Raw genomic sequence first — 20,163 nt, forward strand, 5'->3', positions numbered from 1 at the left:
TGTATTTCGAATTTTGGAGCGGGTGAAGGGAATCGAACCCTTTTATTTTCAATGCTTTATGAAGCAAAGCCCCGCTTTGTCGGGCGTGAGCTTCGGATGTTTTGCGCTTCATCTGACATTACATGGCTTTGTTTTCGACACATTTTCGACATATCCGCTAACGACCAAAAGCGGCTATCCAAGGACGATAACTAATTACGAGGCCTGGATACTCTGCCATTTGGGACAGATTTTTTAATCGAATCTAAAATAGAGCAATTAAATATATCCATCCCCTCCCCACGGCAACTTCAGCTTTTTATGAGTTTCAAATCAAAATCAGGCTCAGAAAAGTGCATAACTTCACCATTATCCATCTCAACCAAAACGCCGACCTTTAAAAATAACCAATCCTGAGGGGGGAACCCGGAAGAAAAAGTACCATCATCCAGAGATGCCACCACAATTCCGTTCGTTCCTGACCACAACTCCACCCGGTCGCCAACGTTAATTTTTTCGCCAGAGATATAGTTCATAAACTTATCATTCCAAAGGAGACATATTAGGAGGAGGCGGCAACTCCGTTGTTCCAACAGGATGCCAAAAGCACTTACAAGCTGGGGCCGGGCTTTGATGCCGCTCATAAAGGTGGACATGTGAACCCGCATGCGGATAGTGCGGTTTGCTTGGAGGAACCAAATCTACTCGGTAGCGAACAGTTCCAACTGGCGGTTCACAAGGCGGGCAACTATTGTTCCCTTTTGGGCAGCTAGTTTGTTCCTGTTCCTTAGTTTCCGACCGTGGAGGATCTCCAATCATGGAAATTCCCCAGGCTCCCACTCCGATGGCTGCGGAGTACGTAATGGCTGTGCCCATTCCGGCGCCGGCTCCAGCTCCGGCACCCATTCCAAGCGCAGGAAGGCCAAGAAGAAAAAAGAACTGCCCATCCGGATCCACATTCATCACAGGATTCTGACCGGCATATCCGTATGTGTTCAACCCACCCTCAAGCCCAATCGGATCACTCTCCACATACCGCCCCGTATCCGAGTCGTGATCTCTAAAGTAATTGTAAACTTACCGGCCATTGCACTTTTTAGGCCGGCGCTACAAACCCGAGGTGAGTCTGTAGCGAAGGCTCGACTCAGCTTGCTATCGATGTACCATTAGTACTTTTCTAAAAAATTACTAATCTGCGCAGTGCAGATAAAATCCAAGCTTTGAATTTTTTGAAAAATGTATTTTCCCTGCTCCAGATGGTGACATAGAAAATCCGTTTTCATTGGGATCCTCTGCGACTGCCATTAACAGCTTTGCGAGCATTATTAGAGCGGTTTTTGAACCTTCTATTAATACCGTCGACTCATCACTCTCGGAGTCGTCACTTTCTAACAATTTAAAATTTAGTCCAACTGGACTACTAGAATAACTTTCACATATTTCATTTGTTTTCATCTGAAAAATCCGAGTTTTTAAAAGGTACGTTTAGGCCGACCATCCGCCCAAACATCTCTGTCACGTATGCCCTTGTCGTAATTCTTTTTATTTTTATAAACCTCATAATGATCGTTGTGAAGTTTATCTTTCTCCCAGGTTTCACCGGTATCTGTATTTTTCTTTCCAGAGGCACCTCGAACGTTTTCGAAATCCTCAGGATTAGTGGCAGGTGTTTTTTCTTTATCTACCGGACTGGAGTTCGGTTCTCCGTTCTCGTTCGAATTATTTTGGAAAACACCGCCGATAGCATTAGCACATCGTTCCCCGGGATCACTGAGGTTTTTACAGTATGGAAGGTTTGGAGATATGGAGCACAGAAATGCGGCCGCGCCTCCAACTACTGCGGTACCGAACACTATTTCCCCGGCAATTGCTGCTTGTCCGCTCGGGTCTATGTAATTAAGCGGATTCCCCTCTACATACCCATACGTATTCAACCCACCCTCAAGCCCAATCGGATCACTCTCCACATACCGCCCCGTTAATCCCTGAAGTAGTTGTAAACTAATCGGCTATAACATCTCAGGCGCCGTCGCTAGAGAACCACATCAGAGCCTGTAGCCTCGGGGAACGAGGCCCTTGAGTCGAAGGGGGCATCTTGCCGCCCCCCTTGCCGCGTGACGATTGCACTCTCAAGAAGTTTAATTTTCAAAACATACATCTACGGATATGCACTTAAAAATCAATGAGCCGCTAGGGCTTATATTAATAGTCACAATTAAATCTTCACCTGAAGCGCCTCCATTAATTTCCAGCGCGAAAATTGAAGCCGGGGCTTTTAAATCGTCAACACTGTTACAGCTATAGACGCCATCAAATTTTATCTTTGCAGGCTGCTTGCCTCGATATTCAGGAAGCCCGAGAAAATTCTTATTCAAATCATCTACAGCAATAGCTAATTGTCTTTTATCTTCCGCATAATGAATATCCATTATTTTTGAGTCATGCAAGTCGCCAAGGCTGTCAAAATACTTCGATGCATTTTCAATGTTCATATATATTCTCAAGGGATCGCTGCGTTTGCTGGAATGGTCGGCCAAAGCGGAGGAAATAGGGACGGAATCATTCGTAGACATCTGTAAGCAACGTATGCACCACCAGCACTGAACACTACCACAGCTGTTTTCTGGCAGTTGTCGCCACATTTTTCTTCCGCTTCAGGGTCAGGGATATCTCCGCCGGGAGAAAGATGTTCTTCGCCGCCATTGTGATGCCAATGATCTTTACCTCTCCAACCGGGCTTGCCTTCCCGGCCCTTATGGAAATCCAATTGGTCACCGCTAGGATGCTTCCAACGCTCACCATTGGGATCTCTGTGAGTCTCATCTCTCGACCAGTCGGGAGGTAGTTTGCTTGGATCAGACGGCAGCTCCATGAGCCCCAATGGGTCAACGCTGGTAATCGGATTTGCATTCACATACCCATACGTATTCAACCCACCCTCAAGCCCAATCGGGTCACTCTCCACATACCGCCCCGTATCCGGGTCGTAATCCCTAAAGTAGTTGTAATGCAGCCCCGTCTCCTGATCAAAGTACTGCCCCGGAAACCGTAAATTCATTTCAAGCGACCCGGTCGCCGCCCCAACCCCAAACGCATCCGACGGCCACTTCCACACGATTTGCTGTGCTGCGTTTGTTGCCATGCGTGGGGTGTTGAGGTGGTCGCTGTGGAGGTAAAACGGGGTGCTGCTGGTGACCACGCCTGAGCTGTAGGTCAGGGTTACGCCGCCCAGAGGCATGCTGTCGAGCCAGATGTAGTACTGGCCTTTTTGTTTGATGCCTTGGGCGTCGAATTGTTGTTCGCCGAACAGTTGGCCATTGGGGCCGTAGATGAAGGTGGTGGTGCCTTGCGGGGTGATTTTATGGGTGCGTTGGCCGAGGGCGTTGTAGCGGAATTCGGCTAGCAGCACGGTGCCGTTGTAGGCGCTGAGCAGGCGGTTTTGTTGGTCGTAATTGTAGAGGCGGGTGCCAACCTTTGTGAGGTTGCCGGCCGCGTCGTGCTGGAGGAGGTCGTTCCCTTTTTGGGCAAGGCGATTACTGCTGGTTTGATACGTCAGCGTTTGCGTACTGAGGGTCTGCTCGGTGCCGTTGATGGTTGTGTAGTGCACGCGTTTCTGGCGGTTGCTTTCAGCGTCGTAGCTGTAGGTCTTGCGCAAGCTGGCGTTCTTTTCTTCGGTCAGCCTGTCGAGTCCGTCGTAGTTGTAGTTCATGCCGCCCAACAGGCTGCTTTGATATTGGGCGATGTTGCTGTTGGCATCGTAACCGTAGGCACTGGTTAAGCTGCCGGCGGTTTGGTTGGTAAGGCGATAGTCCTGGTCGTAGCTGCGGCTCAAGGTAAGCCCGTTACCCCAGGCGAGGCTTTGCACGGGGCCGAATGGCAGGTAGCTGAGGTTGCTTACCAGCGTGCTGGGTGTGCCGCTCCCGACTTGCAGTGAGACCGCGCTCACTTGGCCGGCGATGTTGCGCTGGTAGCTGACGTGGATACCGGCAAGGTAGCCGATGCCTGTGAGTTGTTTGGCGCCGTCGTAGGTAAAGGTGAGGCTGTCGTATTGGTCCACACCATTAACCGCGACTGAGCGAAGTTGCTCGATCAGATTGCCTTGCTCGTCGTACGAATAGCCGAGGATGCCGCTGGAATCCTGAACGCCGGTAAGTCTGCCGATGCCTTTATTGCCGTTGGCGGTGAAGTCGTAATAGTAGTTGACGTTCAATTCGGGCTTGGCCGGGTAACTGCGCGCGGTCAGGCGGTTGAGGGCGTCATACGTGTAGGTGATGACTACGTTGCGGGCGTCTGTTGCTTTTGTGAGGTTGCCGGCGTTGTCGTAGATGAACGCGGTAGTGCCGGTATCGTAACTGACGATGGCGGTACGGTCCCCAAAACCGTTGTAGCGATAGGTCGTGTATACGGGGCGTGGACTTACTACCTGAGTGGGGTTGTCCTGGGCGTTGTAGGTGATGGAGGTAACACCGTTGAGGGCGTCGGTATTTTTCACCAAGCGGTCGAGTAGATCGTAAGCCTGGGTATTGCTGAAGGCGCGTGGGTTAGTGGTGATCGTGGGATTGTCATTTAAGTCGTACTGCTGGCTGGTAGTTTGGCCTTGCGCACCAACAGACCGCATGACACGGCCCAGTTCGTCGTGAACCCATTGGCGCTGCAAGGTCAGCGAGCTGCTGCTGTCGGTGCGGCGCAAGGTGGTGCGATTGCCCATGGCGTCGAGGTCGTATTCCTCGCGTTCGCCGAGGTTATTGCTGATTGCTGTTAGACGTCGTGCATCGTCCCAAGTGTAGGTCAGCGAGCTACCGTCGCCACGCGTGGTCTTGGTGATATCGCCGACGGCGTTGTATTCGAATGACGTGACGCTACTGCCGGTCGCCATGCTAGAAAGCCAGCCCTGGGGTGTGTAACTCAGGATGGTGGCAGTGCCATTGGCGTCAGTAAGCGTCTGTGGACGGCCTTCAAGGGTGAAGTTACTAAGCGTCGTGACGTGACCGAGAGCGTTTCTGACTGTAGTGAGATGGCCTTCCGCGTCGTACGCGTAGGTGGTTATATCAGCTACATCGGTGCGCGGGCCGTCGGCGGTTTCTAGAAGACCCAACGCGTTGTAGGCGTAGTTCCACACGCGTTCGGTGCCCGCTACAGGAGGGTTAGCACTGTCGGTTTGGCGGGTGATGCGACCTTTGTCGTCGTAGACGTAGGTACGCACAAGCGTTGGCGTTGTGATGGTGAGTGGCAGTGGTTTGCTGGTGTGCCAGGTGGTGGTCGTGGTGCGTGCAATTGAAGAGCCGCTGGCCTCGGTGCGGGAGGTTTGCAGCCCCCGGTCGTTGTAAGCGAAGGTTGTTAGCGCACCGTTCTTATCCAACTGGCGGATACGTAGCCCTCGATAGTCATAAGTAAACGCCGCATTACTCAGTGGACAGTTTGCAGACGCCTCTCCTTCTATCGTGCGAATCCGTTTGACACCGCCCGCCATTAAGATGGTGTAGCGAGTACTTTTACCCAACTCGTTGGTGAGCGTGCGTGACCCATCCGCGTTGTAGGCGATGTCAGAATGCGCAGCACCGCCAGCATGTTCACTTGAGGTGGCACGGCCTAATTCATCGTAAGTCCAAGTGGCATACCGGACACCGCGCTCATCGGTAATGCCAGTAAGTAGTTTGCTATTGCGAGTGTCTTCGTAATGAAATTGGCGCTGTTCAGTTACCCCTGCGCGGCTACGGGTAAGTTGCACCAACCGTGAGCTAGCGTTGTAGTTAAATTGAATTTCGGTACCCGTGGCACTCAGCGTTAGCGGTTGGTGTGTGGCGTCCTCCGTAAAGCTTAGGGTTCGACCGAACCCATCCGTAACAGTCGTAGTCGCGGCGTAGTGCGCAAAGCTCAACACATCGGAATTTGCAGTGATTTGCTGAAGTAGTCGACCTGTCTGATCAAAAACAAATGTTTCACCCGTAGCGGCAGTGTAATTCCAACCCGTCGAGAGTTTCGACATCTTCCCAAGTTCAGAGGCCTCTCCCGTCACGGTTGTGTCGGCTGCAACAAAATAGGACTCGTGGCCGTCGGCAGACACTAGTGTTAAATCAGTGCCCGAAATATTCACTCGGGTTGAGTAGTTGTGGCGCCATACACCGTCACTACTGTTGTAGAAGCGCGAAAACGACAATGGAGATGGGGACGTAGCGACGTAATCTTGCTCCGACTGAATTTTGCCTCCGCTCATAACATTAACGGGATTGGCGACGCACGAGTCTTGAGGAGCCTTGCCATTATCTCTGGGGGTAGGCGAGCATTGGCCGTCGGCGTTTGAACATGGATTTGTGGGAGTGACGCAAGCGCCGGTGTTTGCATCCTCTAAGCTCCCGGCAGCGCAAGGCGGGGGGCCACCGAACTTTATTGGGGCAGTGTATGTGACCCAGGAACTAGTGGTACCAACTGTTTGAAGATTCTCATAAGTACAGGTCCCTGTAGAATCAGGAACCGTGATAGTGGCAACCCAATTTCGCGAAACATTAGTAACGGGCGGGCTAATAGATCTACAAGCAAGCTGGGCAGTGGCGAATGAGCCGCCCACTGCTATATGCCACCAAGCAGCTTGGGCTCCGCCAGAGAAAATAACAGTAATAATAACAACTGCCGGCAAAATAGCTTTTTGCCGCCACAAAAAAATCCTAGAAAATTTCTTATAAATATCCATCATGAAAAATTAATGCTCCTATCTTCCAAAATGCGTCAAAACGATAATAAAAACGCGGCTTCAAAACTCACTAACAGAAGAGCCTGCGGATTTAATTCATTTAACCGCCTCCGTTCCGCATAGGTGAACATCATCCCTGATGCCGCTACTAGTATCTTCACGATGAAACTCCTTTTCTTGCAAACCACCGCCGGGCCGCTACTTCAGTTATCTGCTGCCCGCGTCTCGATCTTCCAATTTTGAGTTAGCTTCGTCGTACTCGGGACTGGTCTGGCCGCTCTCTGGGATCACTAATCCGCTGGCAATCCAAAAAGCATACTCTGGGGCAATTTTCACAAAAGCCTCGATATCGTCTTCGTTCGCCCTTCTTCTGCCATTTCTCAGCGCATACCACTTCTCGCGGTCGATACCGGTCTCTGCCTCAAGCTTCTTAGCTGTGAAGCCTTTGTACTCCCAAACGGCTATAAGACGTTCTCGAATCATGCGAATTTGTTCTATATAATTTGTACATAATGCTAGCGCATGTATGCAAGGGGGCTTATATTCGCTCTATGAAATTTGTATTAGATACAAATAACTCAGTGCTTAGTTATAGCTGAACATAGTGGAGTAAAGCGCATGCAACCGGAAGGACCCGACGTTCAAAAATTCACCGTTGCCCCGCCTGTAATGCCTTGGGATCAGTTCTGTGACTGGATCGGGATGGGAGATCAAACGGGCATCGTTCAAGCGTGGCTTGCACGTGGCTACATCCCAACTGTGAAGATCGGCAAATACCTCATGGTCAATGTCGCCCTCTACCACAAACAGCTTTTAGAGCGGGACGACTGACCATGAATGCCTTCGCCCAGCGCACTCCTGAATTGCAAAGCGCGTTGCTCCAGCTCGTACCCGCTCAAGATTTCTACGACCTATGCGTCCTTGAACCTGAAAGCCGCGAAACCGGCGCACTGCGTGACGCCAAGGTACAGCTCCGCGAAGCCGCCTACGACGTTGTAGCCATCCTGCGAGGTGAGCAATGACGAATGCACAAGTATCTGCATCTGCCGCACTCCGTGGATTGTGGCTGCTCTGTCTGCTGGTCAAAGGCCGCGATGGTGAGCGTCGTTTCCTCCCCATCCACACGATGCGAGCACTGCCGCCCCGCGTCTGCACGCCCGATACGCCCCTTAAAGATGGGCCGGGTAGCTGGCGTCTGGAAAGTCTTGCTGTCGGAGTGGGAAGTAACGCCGGCCTTTATCTGCGAGAAACATTCGCCATCGCGCCGGCCCCCGAAGTATTGGAACGTTGTGTACGACACCGGCAAGCCAACGCCCTACGTTCCCCGGTACGACCTGTTCGAGCTGGAGAGTTGATCTGATGGCTATCAACCAATGGGCGCTTCTCGGAGCGGTTCTGAATTTCCCACTGCTGGCCTATGTGCTGATTCGGTGGTGGTTCATCAAGCGCTTTCGGTATGTACCAATCGAAAACACCGGGCAAACCAAATCGCCGCCCGTGTCCGGGGCTGGTTTACCAGACGCGGGCACGGGTGGCGAAACGGGATAACAAGGGCATGGCCCTTGGTTTAAAGCTTCAAGCGGCCACGTAGGCCGGTAACCAAAACCCCAGCAATCCGATTCACCCCAGCGGCTTTGAAATTTCAAAGTTCATCCGCTCGGGATCGCTCGGCCTGCTGAAAGGCAAAACCGCGCAATAACGCGCAACTAAGCGAGGAAACAAAGATGGCTCGTTCGACTATGGAAGTGGCATTTCTCGGCACTCAGCGCTTCGACGGCGAGGGCGGCACCAAGTACATCAAGGTTTTCTACGGCGATGAGCCGGACGGCAAAACCGAACACGGTCTGTCGATTATCGGCATGGCTGCTGACGATGACGCCGCCGAAGAAATCTTCGCTGCCGGTGCTCACTTCTCGCCGCTGGAAACTGTGCGCATCACCTTTGACGTTGCCCGTGGCGGCCAGAACAAAGGTAAAAATCTCGCCCTGCACATCGAGTCGGTTAAGCCTCGCGCTGCCACTCAATCGCCCCAACAAACCCCAAGCAAACCCACTGCCGAAGCGCCCAAGGCGTAACGACTAGCCGGGAGGGTTTGCCATGCATCGCTATTTGTTCATCGCCGCTTTAGCCGGTATTGGCGGCTACCTATGGGGCCTTTCTGACGGCCTCGCCATTGCCGATTCGGTGGTAGCGCAGGTGCAAGCGTTCGGCGGCCTCCCTCTGGTGGGTAACTACTGATGGTCGTTGCTGTTCAGGTTTGCATGGAGTGGGTCACTAACGCTGATGCGTCTATCAGCTGCTCCCAACTTGGATGGCAACAGGCCTATCTGATTCCGCCTGAGGCCGCTGGCTATGTAGACATTTTGGTCTCAGGTGGTTTTTCACCAAAAGCCTTCGCCGTTGGTTTTGGCGGTGTGCTGCTGGTGTTCGTAATCGGGCTATCTGGTGGATGGATAGCCTCAATCCTTCGACGTATGAGGTAACAACCAATGAAAAAACTGCAACTGAGCAACACCGTTCGCAACCTGGGTATCGCTACTGGCGTAGCTCTTTTTTCCGCTGGTCAGGCCATGGCTGCTGCCATCCCAATCAGCACTGATGGCATCGAAGAGCAAATCACTGCCGGCGCAACTTCCGCTGGCACCGTGGCTGGTTATGTCGCTCTCGCACTGGCCGTTCTGGCTTGCGCTGGCGTCATTTTCGGCATGCTGCGTAAGTCGTAACAGATGCTCTGGTCAGTGTGGCTCGGCGCATTCGTGGCCGGGGCCTTCATCACCGGTTACCGCTGCGGCGAGTTCTTCTGATCTGGAGGGAAAAGGGGCCGAAAGGCTCCTTTTTTATTGCATGAGAAAACAGCTGTCTTTGATTTTAGTTTTTGCTCTCTGGGGCGTGTTGCCGTCAGCATTTGCTGCCGATTACGTTTGGACGGGGCCCGGCGCTTCTTCTTCAAGCCCCGCTGCTGTTTGCTCCATCCTGTTATCCCAAGCAAACGCCGCAACTTCTGTTTATACATACACGACGACAGGCGTTGTTAGGCTTTCAGAAACAAGCTTTAGGTGCCCTTATAAGCAGGTCAAAATAAATGACCCGACCGATGTTCGTGATTCTTGGTGGACACTAACTCGCTCGGGTACTGGTTGCCCCGTTAACACAACATACAACGGTGAGACCGGGGAGTGCGTTGTCCCCTACAACCCCTGTACCGAAAAAACCGGCAGGGCTTCCAACATTGCCGCATCGGTGCCGCTCCCCGGCTCGGCTTGCATCAACGGCTGCTCCGTCGCTTACCATACGAACTCCAACCCGCTAACTACTGGTGGCCGGACCACGTACTACTACGACGGCAACTACACCGGCAATCAATGCACGGCAGCTAACCCAGCGGGCTACACCGAATGCAATCTTGAGTCCGACTGCACCAAGGCTGATACCGCCCCTCAAGTCGAAACCTCGAACAAGTGCGAAGCCGGTCCAGACAGCACAACCGCTGATGGCAAGCCGGTAAAGGTCTACAACTGCACCGAGACCAAAGAGGTTAAGCAAGACGGCGACGAAAACTGCAAATGGGGCACGGTCAATGGCAATTGGACCTGCGTCATCACACAGCCCAAATCGACCAAGACAAAGACCGACACCGAAACCAAAACGACCTCCAACCCGGATGGCTCGAAAGACACGCAGACCACGACCACCAGAACCGAAACCAAGTGCACCGGCGTAAACAGCTGCACCACGACGACTACGACCACTACCAACAACAACCACACCAACGCGGACGGATCGCCCGGCGACTCTAGCTCTAGCTGTAAGGGTGCCAAGTGCACGCCCGGTAGTGGTGAGGGTGAAGGCGAAGTTGAGGAAGAAGAAGGCGACGACGAAATCGCCGGCCCCTCCAAGCAACTCGTGGGTAACGCATCCGAAGGCTTCGGGGAAGAGGAAGCGGCATGGCAGGCCAAGATAGACGCAGGCCGCCAGCAACTGGATAGCTTGATTAACCAGTACTCAACTCTGTTTTCCGGTGTCTTCGACCTGAACATCGGCACGGGTGGCGCAAAGCTGCCCTGTTACGACATCCCCATCCGTAGCCCGTACATCAACACCAATCTCGATTTCTGCCCTGCCGATTTCGAAGACCAGCTCATTTACCTGAAATACATCCTGCTCGCCTGCGCAACGATCTTGGCCGGCTTCATCATCTTGAGGGACTAACCGTGGAATGGATCAGCAGCACCATTGACCAGATTTTTCTCTTTTTCCAATACGTGTGGGACTTCCTCACGACTGGTATTTACGACCTGCTCAAAACCTTGATGGCGATCGCCACCAAGGCCGCGCTGTACTCGTATATCCAAATGCAAATCTTCGCCCTGGAAGTGGCTTATGAAGCCGCCCAAGACGTGGTGAACAGCATCGGCGTTACCCAGCAAATCCGGCAGATGTACTCCGGTCTGCCGGGTGAGGTATTGAGCGGGCTTTCCTTCTTCGGTATCCCGCAGGCGCTGAACATTCTGTTCTCCGCCTTATCCACCCGCTTCATGCTCCGCTTCGTGCCGTTCATGGGGCGCTGACCATGGCTATCAAAATTCACCATGGCCCAAACGGATCGTACAAAACCTCCGGCGCCATTCAAGACGATGCGGTACGCGCGCTAAAAGCCGGCCGCGTAATCATCACCAACATTCGTGGCTTCACCTTGGAAAGAGTCCTGCAGGTGATGCCTGAGGTGCCCCAGTCTGTCGACATCATCAACCTCGACTTAGAAGTCCGGGCTGATATGGAAAAGATGCGCTCCTGGTTCCAATGGGCTCCGCGGGGCGCATTCATCATCTTTGATGAAACCCAGCTGGTTTTCCCCAAAGCGTGGCGCGAAAAGGACCTGGCCCAATTCGACTATCCGGGTGGTAGTGAGGCGGCGGCCGCTGCTGATCGCCCCATGGATTGGCTCGACGGCTGGACCCGCCACCGGCATTGGAACTGGGACGTTGTTCTAACGACACCGAACATCAGCTACATCCGCGACGACATTCGGATGACTAGCGAGATGGCCTACAAGCACTCAAACCTTGCCGTGATCGGCATATCTGGCCGCTACAAGGAGGCCCAGCATGACGCCCAGCTCAACCGCGCCCCAGCCGAAGGCACCATCGTTGAATACAAGCGAATCAAGCCCGACACCTTTCGGCTCTACCAATCAACCGCCACCGGAGTTTCCCAAGACACCACGGCTGGTAAGAGCCTTTTCCGCTCACCTAAACTACTTTTTCTCTTGGCATTTATTGCCAGCGTTTTTGTCGCTGTATTTTCTCTCGGCGGAATTGATTTCGGCCCTGCTGGAGCCAGCAAAGAAACTGCTGCTCCCGCCGCTGAAAAAGCTGCTCCGGCTGCTGCTGCGCCTGCTCAAAATATTAGTAACGTGGCTGCTGATGTACTGCCTGTTTCTCTGGGTGGCCGGTCAGGTGCTCCACTGGATCCTGTCTTAGCCCATCCCTTCGATGGTCGGCATATCTATGTTGAAGCTGTAGTCGAAGGCAAACGTGATGGGCAGTTCACCCGCAAGGTGATGTTCCGCGTTGAGGATGAAGAAGGCCGCGTATTTAGGCAGACCGGAACTGAACTGGCCGACATTGGCTACAAGCTTGGCTATCGCGGCCCCTGCTATGTGGTCATCAAGTACAAGGAATGGGAAGGCCAAGCCGTATGCAAGGGCGCAATGCCTGCGCAACAGCTCGCGCGCGGTCAATCCAGCCAATCCGCAACACCCCAAGCGAACCCCTACCAAACAAACGCTAACGCTCCTGCAAGCGAGATTTCGGGCACCCGTGTGATTGCCATCCCGGACAACAGCCGGTTGCCCAGAACGCTCCTGAATTGAGGAGCAAGGCGGCGAGCGCGCGGCTCGGTACAGAGCAAGCGAGCCGCCGCGTGACGTCCCTGTAGCACGTCAGATAAACCAAGAATGAATTCCGCTATATACGGCATTAGGGAAGAAAAATGGCAAAGCCAATTGATCAAACTCGGTTGAACATTGAAACGGCAGTTGAAGACAAACGCGGTCGTTTGTTCGTTGATCCTTCAACCTTGGCAATGACCGACCTATCCGGCGTGCGCCTGCTCCGTTGTGGCGTCGATACCGTGCGCCAGTTGTACAAGGGCATGATCCGCCCGGAAATCATGGCGCTGTTTGAGACCCCCGGCGTTCTGGTCGACTTCGCTGGCCAGCGTTGGCATTCGGGGAGGGTAGGGAAGGACTCCGGGTATCAGTACAAGCTGCAAAACGCTGACCTTGGCCTGATTCTGCTGGTCAAGAACTTCAACGCCAAAATCGACTGCATTGGCCCGCACCTCAAAATCGAAGTATCGCCCCACGCCATCGACAACCTGTCGCCAGAGCGTCTACAAGCCCGCCTAGATTTTTACGCTGAACAGATCCTCTCGCACCTCGAAATCAACCAATGCGCTGTTCACTTGGCGCTTGATGTTCAAGGCTGGAAACCGCCTGTTGATCTGGTCGCGCGTATGCACTGCCGCTCCCGTATCTCTCGTGATATCTCCGGCATCAAGGAAATTCAGTGGACTCTGGAATCTGCCACCTATGGGAAGGGCCAATCGTTCATTTTTGGATCTGTAGCCGGCGTCCAACTCGGCATATACAACAAGACCCTGCAGGCCCGAGCTACAGACAAGCTCGACTACTGGGAAAGTGTTTGGCGTCGCCGGAACTCCTTCGATCAAGACGACCCGTGCAATTACAACCCGGACGAAGATGTGTGGCGCATCGAGCTGCGTTACCACCACTCAATCATTCAGCAATTCGCTAGCGGGTCTGTCGATGTGGCGTCCGGTGCAATCCTAGACACCCGTTCGTTTGAGGCGTTTTCGGCCCATCTGGACGGTCTGTGGCGGTACGGCCTAGGTCAGTTCAAGTTGCTGGTTCGCCCTGGCTGCTTCGATGCCATTTGGACCCTTATTCGTGATGACGTGAAGGTCGAGATCGAAGCAGATTCGCTCCTCGATGACACCGACTACAAGCGCTACTACAAGACCAGTCGAGGCTTTAGCGGTAAGAACGTTGAGCTGTTCTTGGGCAACTTCGTCAGCTTGCTGGCAAGGGAAAAGGTGGGTGCAAAAAAGGCTTTCGCCACGCTTCAGCAATGGGACTGCTGGGTCGTTATCCGCGATCACTACGCCGCTAAGGACATGACAGAGCACGACCTCTACAAACACATCAAAGCGCTGCTTGAGGAACGAAACGTTCGTTGGGGGAGGGCGGTTTAGTGTCTATTAAACAGCTCCCCAACGGTCGTTGGAAGGTCGACGTCGAACCGATCAAAGGTACCCGTTTCCGCAAGACTTTCAAGGCAAAGGCCGATGCATTGAGGTATGAGGCGTCCTGCCGTGCAAATACAGCTGTTTCTCCTGCGGGTGGTGCGCCCAAAAAGGACAAGCGGCGGTTATCCGAACTAGTCCAGCTTTGGTTTGAACTGCACGGCGTATCGCTCACCGATGGCGTTCGCCGTTTCGCCATCTTGAAGGCAACAGCAAAGGCTATGGGTGATCCGCAAGCACGTTTGATTGATGGGGCAAAGATTGCAGGTGCTCGCGCTGCATGGATGGCCGATGGCATCACAGGGAAGACCGCTAACAATCGTCTTGGCTACTTGAAAGCTGTGTACAACGAGCTGCATAAGCTCGATGTGATCGACTACCCGTGCCCGTTTACGCGTCTTCGGCCGGTCCGCTTGCAGGAACGAGCGTTGGCCTATCTGACGAAGCCTCAGATATCGGAGCTGCTACAGGCAATGCGTGAGAAAACGACTTCGCCGCATATCTCGATGGTTGCGTACATTTGCCTTTCGACCGGGTGTCGGTGGGGTGAGGCTCAATCGCTGCGGCCAGAGCACATCCGGGGTAACTCGTTGGTGTTCGCCAGGACTAAATCAAAACGCGTTCGTATGGTGCCTGTCACACCGGAGCTGGTAACCGCGTTGCGGAATCATTGGGGCGTGTATGGCTACTTCACTAACTGCATCGGCGTATTTCGCCAAGTGCTTTTGTCGACGTCGATCAACCCGCCACGGGGCCAATCAAGCCATATCCTGCGTCACACCTTCGCAGCTCACTTCATCATGGGAGGTGGTCACATCGTGACGCTAAAGGAAATCTTGGGGCATGCCTCTCTCAGCATGACTATGCGATATGCGCATCTAGCTCCCGAACACTTGAACGATGCAATAAGATTGGGGCCTTTGCAGGGACTTAGCGTTTAGCGGTTTCGCCAACTACAGGGAAGTTTTCGCATGGCAAAAGATCTAAGGCTTGTGGACCCACTCTCAGAGGTCACCCGTAAGGAGCGAAGGATGCTACTGGGGTTGAGCGTTCTTAGTATTTTCATTATGAAAACAGGCGCGGTACCAACCAAGATAAGCGCGCTGGGCATCGAGTTCGGAAACTCTGATCAGCAAATATTCCTGTGGTTGTTGGCTTCGATTCTTTTCTATTTCTGTGTGGCGTTTTCCGTCTACGCCTTCTCTGATTTTGTAGCATGGAAAAAAGAAATTTTTGCGCATGACGTTGATGCAACTAGAGAAGGGTGGGATGCGTTCGACCGGAATGATAGGGACGCCGTCGCTATCGAGGAGCTCATACAAGAGGCCTTTAAGAAGAACCAAAAATGGTTCTCGCTGACCAGCCCGGTTTCCTTTTGCAGAGCGCTCTTCGAGTTTCTGGTCCCGCTATTCGTAGGATTCTTCGCCTTCTGCCAGGTCGCTTCCGCAGCTTATTTCTCGGTCTAGCGCCTCTATCTTCGACACTTTTTCGACACCCTAAACCCCAGAAACGAAAAAGCCCTGAATAATCAGGGCTTTAGCTTGTTCAATTTGGAGCGGGTGAAGGGAATCGAACCCTCGTTATCAGCTTGGGAAGCTGGAGTAATGCCATTATACGACACCCGCTTTTGCGGGGGCCTTTGTACCAGAAGCCGCCTAGGAAATGAAGCCCGCCGCGATAAACAGGGCGATGTTTTTCGCGGTGGGCGGGCTTTTCCTACGTGGTTTACACGGCGATGGCGGTCGTGACCTCGTACGTTGGGACGCGGCGTTGTTGGCCGGTTTGCAGGAAGCCGAGCATGGCGGTTTGGGTTTGTTGCCAGGCGCCTTTGTGTTCCATGTCGAGGAAATGACCGGCGTTGGTCACGGTGGTGAATTGGCAGTCGTTGAGGTGATTGCCGAACAGGCGCGCATCGGCGGCGGTGGTGTATTCGTCGCGCTCGCCGTTGATGAACAGCAGCGGCGTGTCGATGCTGTGCAGGCAGGCCATTTGGCAGTGCGTGTCCAGGTGCAGCACTTTGTGGATGTGTGCGTACATCTGCCGGTATTCGTGGTCGTGCAGGTTGCTGATGTGCCGATGGTTGTAGCGTTTGAACAGCGAGGGCAGGTGTTTGCCGATGGTGTCGTTGACCAGTTGCCCCATGTTCTCGCGGTCCATGGTGTGCAGGTAGAACAGGCCTTTTTCCAGGTAGTCGAGCATCGGCTCGTTGAGCAGCGGCGAGAAGGAGTTGATCACCGCTTTCTCGATACGTTTGGGCCGTTGCGCCAGGGCGAGCAGCGCGGCCACGCCACCCCACGAGAAGGACGACACGTAGTCGGCGTCGAAATGCTCAATCAGCTCAAGCAGAATTTCCGCTTCGTCTTCTTTGCTGATGGGGTGCACGTGGGCGTTGTGCGCTTTCGATTGGCCGGCATACGGCTGGTCGTAGCAGACGACGTTGAACTGCGGCGTCAGGTATTTGAGCGTGTGCGCGAATGAGGCGGTGGTGGCCAACGAGCCATTAACCAGGATGACGGTTTTACGCGCCGCCGGGTTGGCGTAGTACTCGGTGTGTACGTTGTGGCTGTTTGCATGAACGACGGCGGTTTCTGGCCTCATGTCGTTTTCCTCCTTGGCGCAAGGTGGTGCTCCGGTAAGCGGGGTAGCCGCTAAAAAGAGCCGTGTTGGGCAGACAGCAAAACGCCTGGACATGACAACTGAATGTCAGCCATGAAAATAAGTAAGTTATTGTTTTTCAAGCGGTTAGGATCGAACAACACAGCTGCTGCACGGCGCGGGGAGCGCCTGCGAGAAGGCGGGGTGAACCAGGCAGGAATCCAATTGACGCAGGGCGTCAGTAACCGGGGACGTGCTTAGATGGTCGCGGTGACTGATAAGTCACGCTCTGACCTTGTGCCTCGATTTAAGCAGCCGCCGTTTACCACTGCAAGCGCACGGCGGGGCTTTTTTGGAAATTAAACGGCTCTGCCACGGGCTGTCCGATGAGTGACCGGTTTCGCCTGCCGGCCACACGTATTCACTTTTGCACGACGGCCAGGGTTTCGCCGGTGCTGGGGCAGCTTTGCGCGCCGAGGTAGCGCGAGGTGTCGAGCCATTTTTTTTGCGGGTAGTAGGCGAATACGTAGCTGCCGGTTTTCAGGGTGTCGATCAGTTTGCCGGCAATGGCTGGGCGCACCGCGGGGCAGCCCTGGCTGCGACCGAGACGGCCCAGACCGGGCACCACTTTCGGGTCGGCGTAGGCAGCGGCATGCATGACGATGGCGCGCGATTGGCTGTTGTCGTTGAAGCCCGGTTCCAGGCCGACCAGGCGCAACGAGCGGCCGTGTTTGCCGCTGTAGGTGACGCCGGTTTGATACAGGCCGATGGAGCTTTGGTAGCTGTTGGGCACGTTGGAGAACGAGGTAGCCAGGTCGGCGCCGCTGTTTTTGCCGTGGGCTACCCACTCTTCGAACAGCAGCTTTTTATGCTTCAGGTCGAATACCCACAGGCGTTTGTCGCGTGAGGGTTTGGAGTAGTCGATGACGGTCAACAGTTTGTCCGGATCGGTCTGGCTGGCGCACTGGTAGGCGGTGAGTGCGAGCTTTAGCGCGGTCAGGCTGGCGCTGGGCGCGAGGCGTTGCAGGTCGGTGGCGCTGGGCAAGGTTTGCGCCTGAGCAGCGAAACCGCTGGTGAAGGCGAGCAGGCCGATAACGCCCGCGCAGCGCTGAATAGCGCGTCCCCAAAGAAGTCGAGTGAACAATCAAATGGCCCTGTTTGAGTTCGAGTGCGGGCGCATTGTGCACAATTGGTCGAACGCTTCCGATCATTTTTTGACCAGCGGTTACGGGCTTTTTTCGGCGTCGGTGGTGATCACGGTGAAGTTGCCGTTGTTGCGCGTTTGCGAGGTGGAGGCCAGGTCGGTGATCACCAGCGTGCTGCCGATGTCCATGGCGGCGTGCAGGTTTTTGAGGAACTGCGGGTCGACGCTGAGCGAGCCCAGTTGGTCGCGCGGGGAGTTGCCGTATTCCGGATTGGTCACTTGCACCGCCGACCAATGCAGCGGTTGCGGCGGCAGCAGTTCGTTGGTGGAAGGCTTTTCCAGCAGCGAGAAAACCGCCATGCCACGGTGTTGCTCGTTGCTGTCCAGCGACAACACCGGCGCGCTGCCTACCAACTGGCCGCCGCGAAATACATAAGCGCGCAGGTCGGCGCGGCTGATCAATACCGACAGCGGCCCGGCGCTGGCGCCTGGGTCATTCCAGAACGTGTCGTCGCTCAACACGGCGGTCGCCACCGGTTTGCCGGCGCTCACGGTCGGCGCCAGCAAGCCGGGGTGATAGACCTCGACCGGCGCGCTGTGGGCGTCGGAAACGATCACCGTGGTGGAGCTGAAACCGGTGGTCTCGAACAGCTTTTTGGCGAACTCCATGGGCAAGCGCACGCAGCCGTGGGAGGCCGGGTAGCCCGGCAAATGGCCGGCGTGCAACGCCACGCCGTCCCACGTTAGGCGCTGCATATAAGGCATGGGCGCCTCGTTGTAGAGGTCGGATTTATGCTCCACGCTTTTTTGCAGAATGCTGAACACACCGGTGGGGGTTTCGCGGCCCTTCTTGCCGCTGCTGACGGTGCTGACGCCGATGGCGATGCCGTTGCGGTACACGTACGCACGCTGTTCGGTGAGGCTGACCACCACCGTCACCGGCCCTTGCGGTGATACCTGCGGATACCAGAGAAACTGGCCCGGCTTGAGATCTTGCAGCTGCTGGCGCAGGTCTTGCGCGGACGGCAACGGGGCCAAGGTGGCCGGCGGGGTAACGGCGCCGGTAAGCGAAATGACAACGAGCGAACCCACGAGCAACTTCAGCGCCTTCATCACGGCCCTCCAGAACGACTGCATGGGTTTTGAGCGAGTAGTAGCGACTTTAGTCCCGAAATTTTTTGGCTGCTTGGGTGGGGGGAGGTAGATGAGGACGGTTGGTGGGAGTGGTTTGCTGGTCCGGTGAGCGCCTGTGGATCGGTATTCCTTTTCGAGATTCTGGATTCCCGCCTTCGCGGGAATGACGGAGGTTTTGCTTAGGTTCATCGTCATTCCCTTGCAGGAATCGAGGCTAAAGCCTCTCCTACAGTCAGCCGCGATTCGATATGGCAGCGGCTGTTCTTCCCTCAAAACGCCGCAATCTCATCCGCACTCAGCGCGCGGTATTCGCCCGGCCCCAGCGCCGCATCGAGCACCAGCGGCCCGACGCTTTCGCGGTGCAGGCGCAGCACTTTGTTTTGGAAGTGGCCGAACATGCGCTTCACCTGGTGATAACGGCCTTCATACAGCGTCAGCCGAGCGCTGTGCGAGCTAAGAATCTCGAGCTGAGCGGGCAGGGTGGTGAGGTTTTCATAGGCGAAGTACAAGCCTTCGGCGAATACGGCGTGGTAGGCGTCGGTGATCGCCTGCTCGGTCTCGACGTAGTAAACCTTCGGCTGTTTGCTCGTCGGTTGCGTCACCCGGCGCGACCATTGACCGTCGTTGGTCAGCAGCAGCAAACCGGTGGTGGTCAGGTCCAGACGGCCGGCCAGGTGCAAGGGGTGCTCGGCGGCTTCGGGCAGCAGGTCGAGCACGGTGGGATGCTCGTCGTGCTCGGTGGCGCTCACGTAGCCGGCGGGTTTGTGCAGCATGAAATACAGCGCCGGTTTGCCAGGCTGCACCACTTGATTGTCGAGTTCGACACGATGGAATTCGCGAATATCCAGCAAACCGTCACGCGTCACCACGCCGTCCACCGTCACCCGTCCGGCAGCCAGCTGGGCGCGGGCATCAAAGCGCGTGGCGGCGGGGAGGTTGGACAGAAAACGGTCGAGGCGCATCGGTTGCTCGCGCTGGAAAAAAAGGCCGTGTGGGAGCGGCTTTAGCCGCGATGCGTTGCTGGCCGCACCGGCAGAGCTGGCCCAGCCGCTTGCGCACAACGCGGACACAAGCAGCTTTTATCGATCTGCTCGTCGCTCAACCACGCCAACGCTTCGGGGGAAATCTGTGTGCTGAAACACCAGCAATCGCCGCTCGCCACGGTGCACTGGTTCGCCTGCCCGCATAACGGGCAGCGGTCGGTTTGGGCAGTGGTTTGGGAGGAAGGAGGTAACGGCATGGGGCCAGCAGCTCGCACGGAATGCGACATGCTAGCCCGCTATCGGGCCGCCGTCAG

24 protein-coding genes, 1 tRNA gene and 1 pseudogene are annotated in these 20,163 nt (G+C 54.9%); 13 read left to right on the top strand and 13 right to left on the bottom strand.

Going from position 1 to position 20,163, the window contains the following annotated elements; genetic code table 11:
* Positions 1-290: 290 nt before the first annotated feature.
* From AC0IW7_RS17845 to AC0IW7_RS17875, 7 genes and pseudogenes are all read right to left on the bottom strand, one after another.
* Complete coding sequence (locus AC0IW7_RS17845) at positions 291-515, bottom strand: hypothetical protein (RefSeq protein WP_471819766.1); 225 nt, start codon at positions 513-515, stop codon at positions 291-293.
* Between the two features lie 7 nt (positions 516-522).
* On the bottom strand, positions 523-1,011 hold the full coding sequence (locus tag AC0IW7_RS17850; RefSeq protein WP_471819768.1) for an RHS repeat domain-containing protein: 489 nt from the start codon (positions 1,009-1,011) through the stop codon (positions 523-525).
* Between the two features lie 156 nt (positions 1,012-1,167).
* Positions 1,168-1,434, bottom strand: coding sequence for a hypothetical protein (locus AC0IW7_RS17855; protein ID WP_471819769.1), 267 nt, complete (start codon positions 1,432-1,434; stop codon positions 1,168-1,170).
* Positions 1,435-1,841: 407 nt separating this feature from the next.
* Positions 1,842-1,990 (bottom strand): annotated as a pseudogene (locus AC0IW7_RS17860) (RHS repeat-associated core domain-containing protein); the annotation flags it as partial.
* 127 nt (positions 1,991-2,117) lie between these two features.
* A complete protein-coding gene (locus tag AC0IW7_RS17865; RefSeq protein ID WP_471819771.1) occupies positions 2,118-2,471 on the bottom strand; it encodes a hypothetical protein in 354 nt (117 codons plus the stop codon).
* Positions 2,472-2,479: 8 nt separating this feature from the next.
* The gene (locus AC0IW7_RS17870) at positions 2,480-6,670 is read right to left on the bottom strand and encodes an RHS repeat-associated core domain-containing protein (protein ID WP_471819773.1); all 4,191 of its coding nucleotides are present in this window, start codon (positions 6,668-6,670) and stop codon (positions 2,480-2,482) included.
* Positions 6,671-6,874: 204 nt separating this feature from the next.
* Complete coding sequence (locus AC0IW7_RS17875; protein WP_471819774.1) at positions 6,875-7,150, bottom strand: DNA-binding protein; 276 nt, start codon at positions 7,148-7,150, stop codon at positions 6,875-6,877.
* Positions 7,151-7,285: 135 nt separating this feature from the next.
* Between AC0IW7_RS17875 and AC0IW7_RS17880 the strand changes: the two genes are divergently transcribed.
* The 13 genes from AC0IW7_RS17880 (at position 7,286) to AC0IW7_RS17940 (ending at position 15,459) form a co-directional block, all read left to right on the top strand.
* Complete coding sequence (locus tag AC0IW7_RS17880) at positions 7,286-7,498, top strand: DNA-binding protein (RefSeq protein ID WP_471819776.1); 213 nt, start codon at positions 7,286-7,288, stop codon at positions 7,496-7,498.
* 2 nt (positions 7,499-7,500) lie between these two features.
* A complete protein-coding gene (locus AC0IW7_RS17885) occupies positions 7,501-7,689 on the top strand; it encodes a hypothetical protein (protein ID WP_471819778.1) in 189 nt (62 codons plus the stop codon).
* A 3-nt stretch (positions 7,690-7,692) separates the two neighbouring features.
* Positions 7,693-8,022, top strand: a complete 330-nt coding sequence (pflM, locus tag AC0IW7_RS17890; RefSeq protein ID WP_471819779.1) for a lysogeny maintenance protein PflM — start codon at positions 7,693-7,695, stop codon at positions 8,020-8,022.
* A 4-nt stretch (positions 8,023-8,026) separates the two neighbouring features.
* Positions 8,027-8,215, top strand: a complete 189-nt coding sequence (locus AC0IW7_RS17895; RefSeq protein WP_471819781.1) for a hypothetical protein — start codon at positions 8,027-8,029, stop codon at positions 8,213-8,215.
* A gap of 176 nt (positions 8,216-8,391) precedes the next feature.
* The gene (locus AC0IW7_RS17900; protein ID WP_471819782.1) at positions 8,392-8,742 is read left to right on the top strand and encodes a hypothetical protein; all 351 of its coding nucleotides are present in this window, start codon (positions 8,392-8,394) and stop codon (positions 8,740-8,742) included.
* Positions 8,743-8,764: 22 nt separating this feature from the next.
* A complete protein-coding gene (locus AC0IW7_RS17905; RefSeq protein WP_463551424.1) occupies positions 8,765-8,905 on the top strand; it encodes a hypothetical protein in 141 nt (46 codons plus the stop codon).
* A gap of 251 nt (positions 8,906-9,156) precedes the next feature.
* Positions 9,157-9,390, top strand: a complete 234-nt coding sequence (locus tag AC0IW7_RS17910; protein WP_463551425.1) for a hypothetical protein — start codon at positions 9,157-9,159, stop codon at positions 9,388-9,390.
* Positions 9,391-9,511: 121 nt separating this feature from the next.
* Positions 9,512-10,876 (top strand): hypothetical protein, encoded by a 1,365-nt coding sequence (locus AC0IW7_RS17915; RefSeq protein WP_471819784.1) that lies wholly within the window; start codon positions 9,512-9,514, stop codon positions 10,874-10,876.
* A 2-nt stretch (positions 10,877-10,878) separates the two neighbouring features.
* Positions 10,879-11,235: a DUF2523 family protein gene (locus AC0IW7_RS17920; RefSeq protein ID WP_471819786.1), complete on the top strand. Its 357-nt coding sequence runs from the start codon at positions 10,879-10,881 to the stop codon at positions 11,233-11,235.
* A gap of 2 nt (positions 11,236-11,237) precedes the next feature.
* Positions 11,238-12,539 (top strand): zonular occludens toxin domain-containing protein, encoded by a 1,302-nt coding sequence (locus tag AC0IW7_RS17925; RefSeq protein ID WP_471819788.1) that lies wholly within the window; start codon positions 11,238-11,240, stop codon positions 12,537-12,539.
* A gap of 119 nt (positions 12,540-12,658) precedes the next feature.
* The gene (locus tag AC0IW7_RS17930; protein ID WP_471819789.1) at positions 12,659-13,942 is read left to right on the top strand and encodes a hypothetical protein; all 1,284 of its coding nucleotides are present in this window, start codon (positions 12,659-12,661) and stop codon (positions 13,940-13,942) included.
* Complete coding sequence (locus tag AC0IW7_RS17935) at positions 13,942-14,934, top strand: phage integrase (protein ID WP_471819791.1); 993 nt, start codon at positions 13,942-13,944, stop codon at positions 14,932-14,934. Before AC0IW7_RS17930 ends, AC0IW7_RS17935 begins: the two co-directional genes overlap by 1 nt.
* Positions 14,935-14,964: 30 nt before the next feature.
* Complete coding sequence (locus AC0IW7_RS17940) at positions 14,965-15,459, top strand: hypothetical protein (protein WP_471819793.1); 495 nt, start codon at positions 14,965-14,967, stop codon at positions 15,457-15,459.
* Between the two features lie 85 nt (positions 15,460-15,544).
* Here AC0IW7_RS17940 and AC0IW7_RS17945 read toward each other — a convergent pair.
* From AC0IW7_RS17945 to AC0IW7_RS17970, 6 genes are all read right to left on the bottom strand, one after another.
* Positions 15,545-15,618: transfer RNA gene (locus tag AC0IW7_RS17945), tRNA-Gly, on the bottom strand.
* A 100-nt stretch (positions 15,619-15,718) separates the two neighbouring features.
* Positions 15,719-16,591, bottom strand: a complete 873-nt coding sequence (locus AC0IW7_RS17950; RefSeq protein WP_471819795.1) for an alpha/beta fold hydrolase — start codon at positions 16,589-16,591, stop codon at positions 15,719-15,721.
* A 418-nt stretch (positions 16,592-17,009) separates the two neighbouring features.
* Positions 17,010-17,702, bottom strand: coding sequence for a murein L,D-transpeptidase catalytic domain family protein (locus tag AC0IW7_RS17955; protein ID WP_471819817.1), 693 nt, complete (start codon positions 17,700-17,702; stop codon positions 17,010-17,012).
* A gap of 111 nt (positions 17,703-17,813) precedes the next feature.
* The gene (locus AC0IW7_RS17960; protein WP_471819797.1) at positions 17,814-18,848 is read right to left on the bottom strand and encodes a L,D-transpeptidase; all 1,035 of its coding nucleotides are present in this window, start codon (positions 18,846-18,848) and stop codon (positions 17,814-17,816) included.
* A gap of 287 nt (positions 18,849-19,135) precedes the next feature.
* Positions 19,136-19,828: a pseudouridine synthase gene (locus tag AC0IW7_RS17965; protein WP_471819799.1), complete on the bottom strand. Its 693-nt coding sequence runs from the start codon at positions 19,826-19,828 to the stop codon at positions 19,136-19,138.
* Between the two features lie 41 nt (positions 19,829-19,869).
* The gene (locus tag AC0IW7_RS17970; protein WP_471819801.1) at positions 19,870-20,136 is read right to left on the bottom strand and encodes a cysteine-rich CWC family protein; all 267 of its coding nucleotides are present in this window, start codon (positions 20,134-20,136) and stop codon (positions 19,870-19,872) included.
* Between the last annotated feature and the right edge of the window lie 27 nt (positions 20,137-20,163).

The sequence above is a fragment of the Pseudomonas sp. AC229 genome (assembly GCF_979254655.1).

What these genes read in the sequence shown, in the direction of transcription:
- AC0IW7_RS17845 (WP_471819766.1), bottom strand. Translation starts at nt 515, where the DNA reads ATGAACTATATCTCTGGCGAAAAAATTAACGTTGGCGACCGGGTGGAG.
- AC0IW7_RS17855 (WP_471819769.1), bottom strand. Translation starts at nt 1,434, where the DNA reads ATGAAAACAAATGAAATATGTGAAAGTTATTCTAGTAGTCCAGTTGGA.
- AC0IW7_RS17865 (WP_471819771.1), bottom strand. Translation starts at nt 2,471, where the DNA reads ATGAACATTGAAAATGCATCGAAGTATTTTGACAGCCTTGGCGACTTG.
- AC0IW7_RS17870 (WP_471819773.1), bottom strand. Translation starts at nt 6,670, where the DNA reads ATGATGGATATTTATAAGAAATTTTCTAGGATTTTTTTGTGGCGGCAA.
- AC0IW7_RS17875 (WP_471819774.1), bottom strand. Translation starts at nt 7,150, where the DNA reads ATGATTCGAGAACGTCTTATAGCCGTTTGGGAGTACAAAGGCTTCACA.
- AC0IW7_RS17880 (WP_471819776.1), top strand. Translation starts at nt 7,286, where the DNA reads ATGCAACCGGAAGGACCCGACGTTCAAAAATTCACCGTTGCCCCGCCT.
- AC0IW7_RS17885 (WP_471819778.1), top strand. Translation starts at nt 7,501, where the DNA reads ATGAATGCCTTCGCCCAGCGCACTCCTGAATTGCAAAGCGCGTTGCTC.
- pflM (WP_471819779.1), top strand. Translation starts at nt 7,693, where the DNA reads ATGCACAAGTATCTGCATCTGCCGCACTCCGTGGATTGTGGCTGCTCT.
- AC0IW7_RS17895 (WP_471819781.1), top strand. Translation starts at nt 8,027, where the DNA reads ATGGCTATCAACCAATGGGCGCTTCTCGGAGCGGTTCTGAATTTCCCA.
- AC0IW7_RS17900 (WP_471819782.1), top strand. Translation starts at nt 8,392, where the DNA reads ATGGCTCGTTCGACTATGGAAGTGGCATTTCTCGGCACTCAGCGCTTC.
- AC0IW7_RS17905 (WP_463551424.1), top strand. Translation starts at nt 8,765, where the DNA reads ATGCATCGCTATTTGTTCATCGCCGCTTTAGCCGGTATTGGCGGCTAC.
- AC0IW7_RS17910 (WP_463551425.1), top strand. Translation starts at nt 9,157, where the DNA reads ATGAAAAAACTGCAACTGAGCAACACCGTTCGCAACCTGGGTATCGCT.
- AC0IW7_RS17915 (WP_471819784.1), top strand. Translation starts at nt 9,512, where the DNA reads ATGAGAAAACAGCTGTCTTTGATTTTAGTTTTTGCTCTCTGGGGCGTG.
- AC0IW7_RS17925 (WP_471819788.1), top strand. Translation starts at nt 11,238, where the DNA reads ATGGCTATCAAAATTCACCATGGCCCAAACGGATCGTACAAAACCTCC.
- AC0IW7_RS17930 (WP_471819789.1), top strand. Translation starts at nt 12,659, where the DNA reads ATGGCAAAGCCAATTGATCAAACTCGGTTGAACATTGAAACGGCAGTT.
- AC0IW7_RS17940 (WP_471819793.1), top strand. Translation starts at nt 14,965, where the DNA reads ATGGCAAAAGATCTAAGGCTTGTGGACCCACTCTCAGAGGTCACCCGT.
- AC0IW7_RS17950 (WP_471819795.1), bottom strand. Translation starts at nt 16,591, where the DNA reads ATGAGGCCAGAAACCGCCGTCGTTCATGCAAACAGCCACAACGTACAC.
- AC0IW7_RS17965 (WP_471819799.1), bottom strand. Translation starts at nt 19,828, where the DNA reads ATGCGCCTCGACCGTTTTCTGTCCAACCTCCCCGCCGCCACGCGCTTT.
- AC0IW7_RS17970 (WP_471819801.1), bottom strand. Translation starts at nt 20,136, where the DNA reads ATGTCGCATTCCGTGCGAGCTGCTGGCCCCATGCCGTTACCTCCTTCC.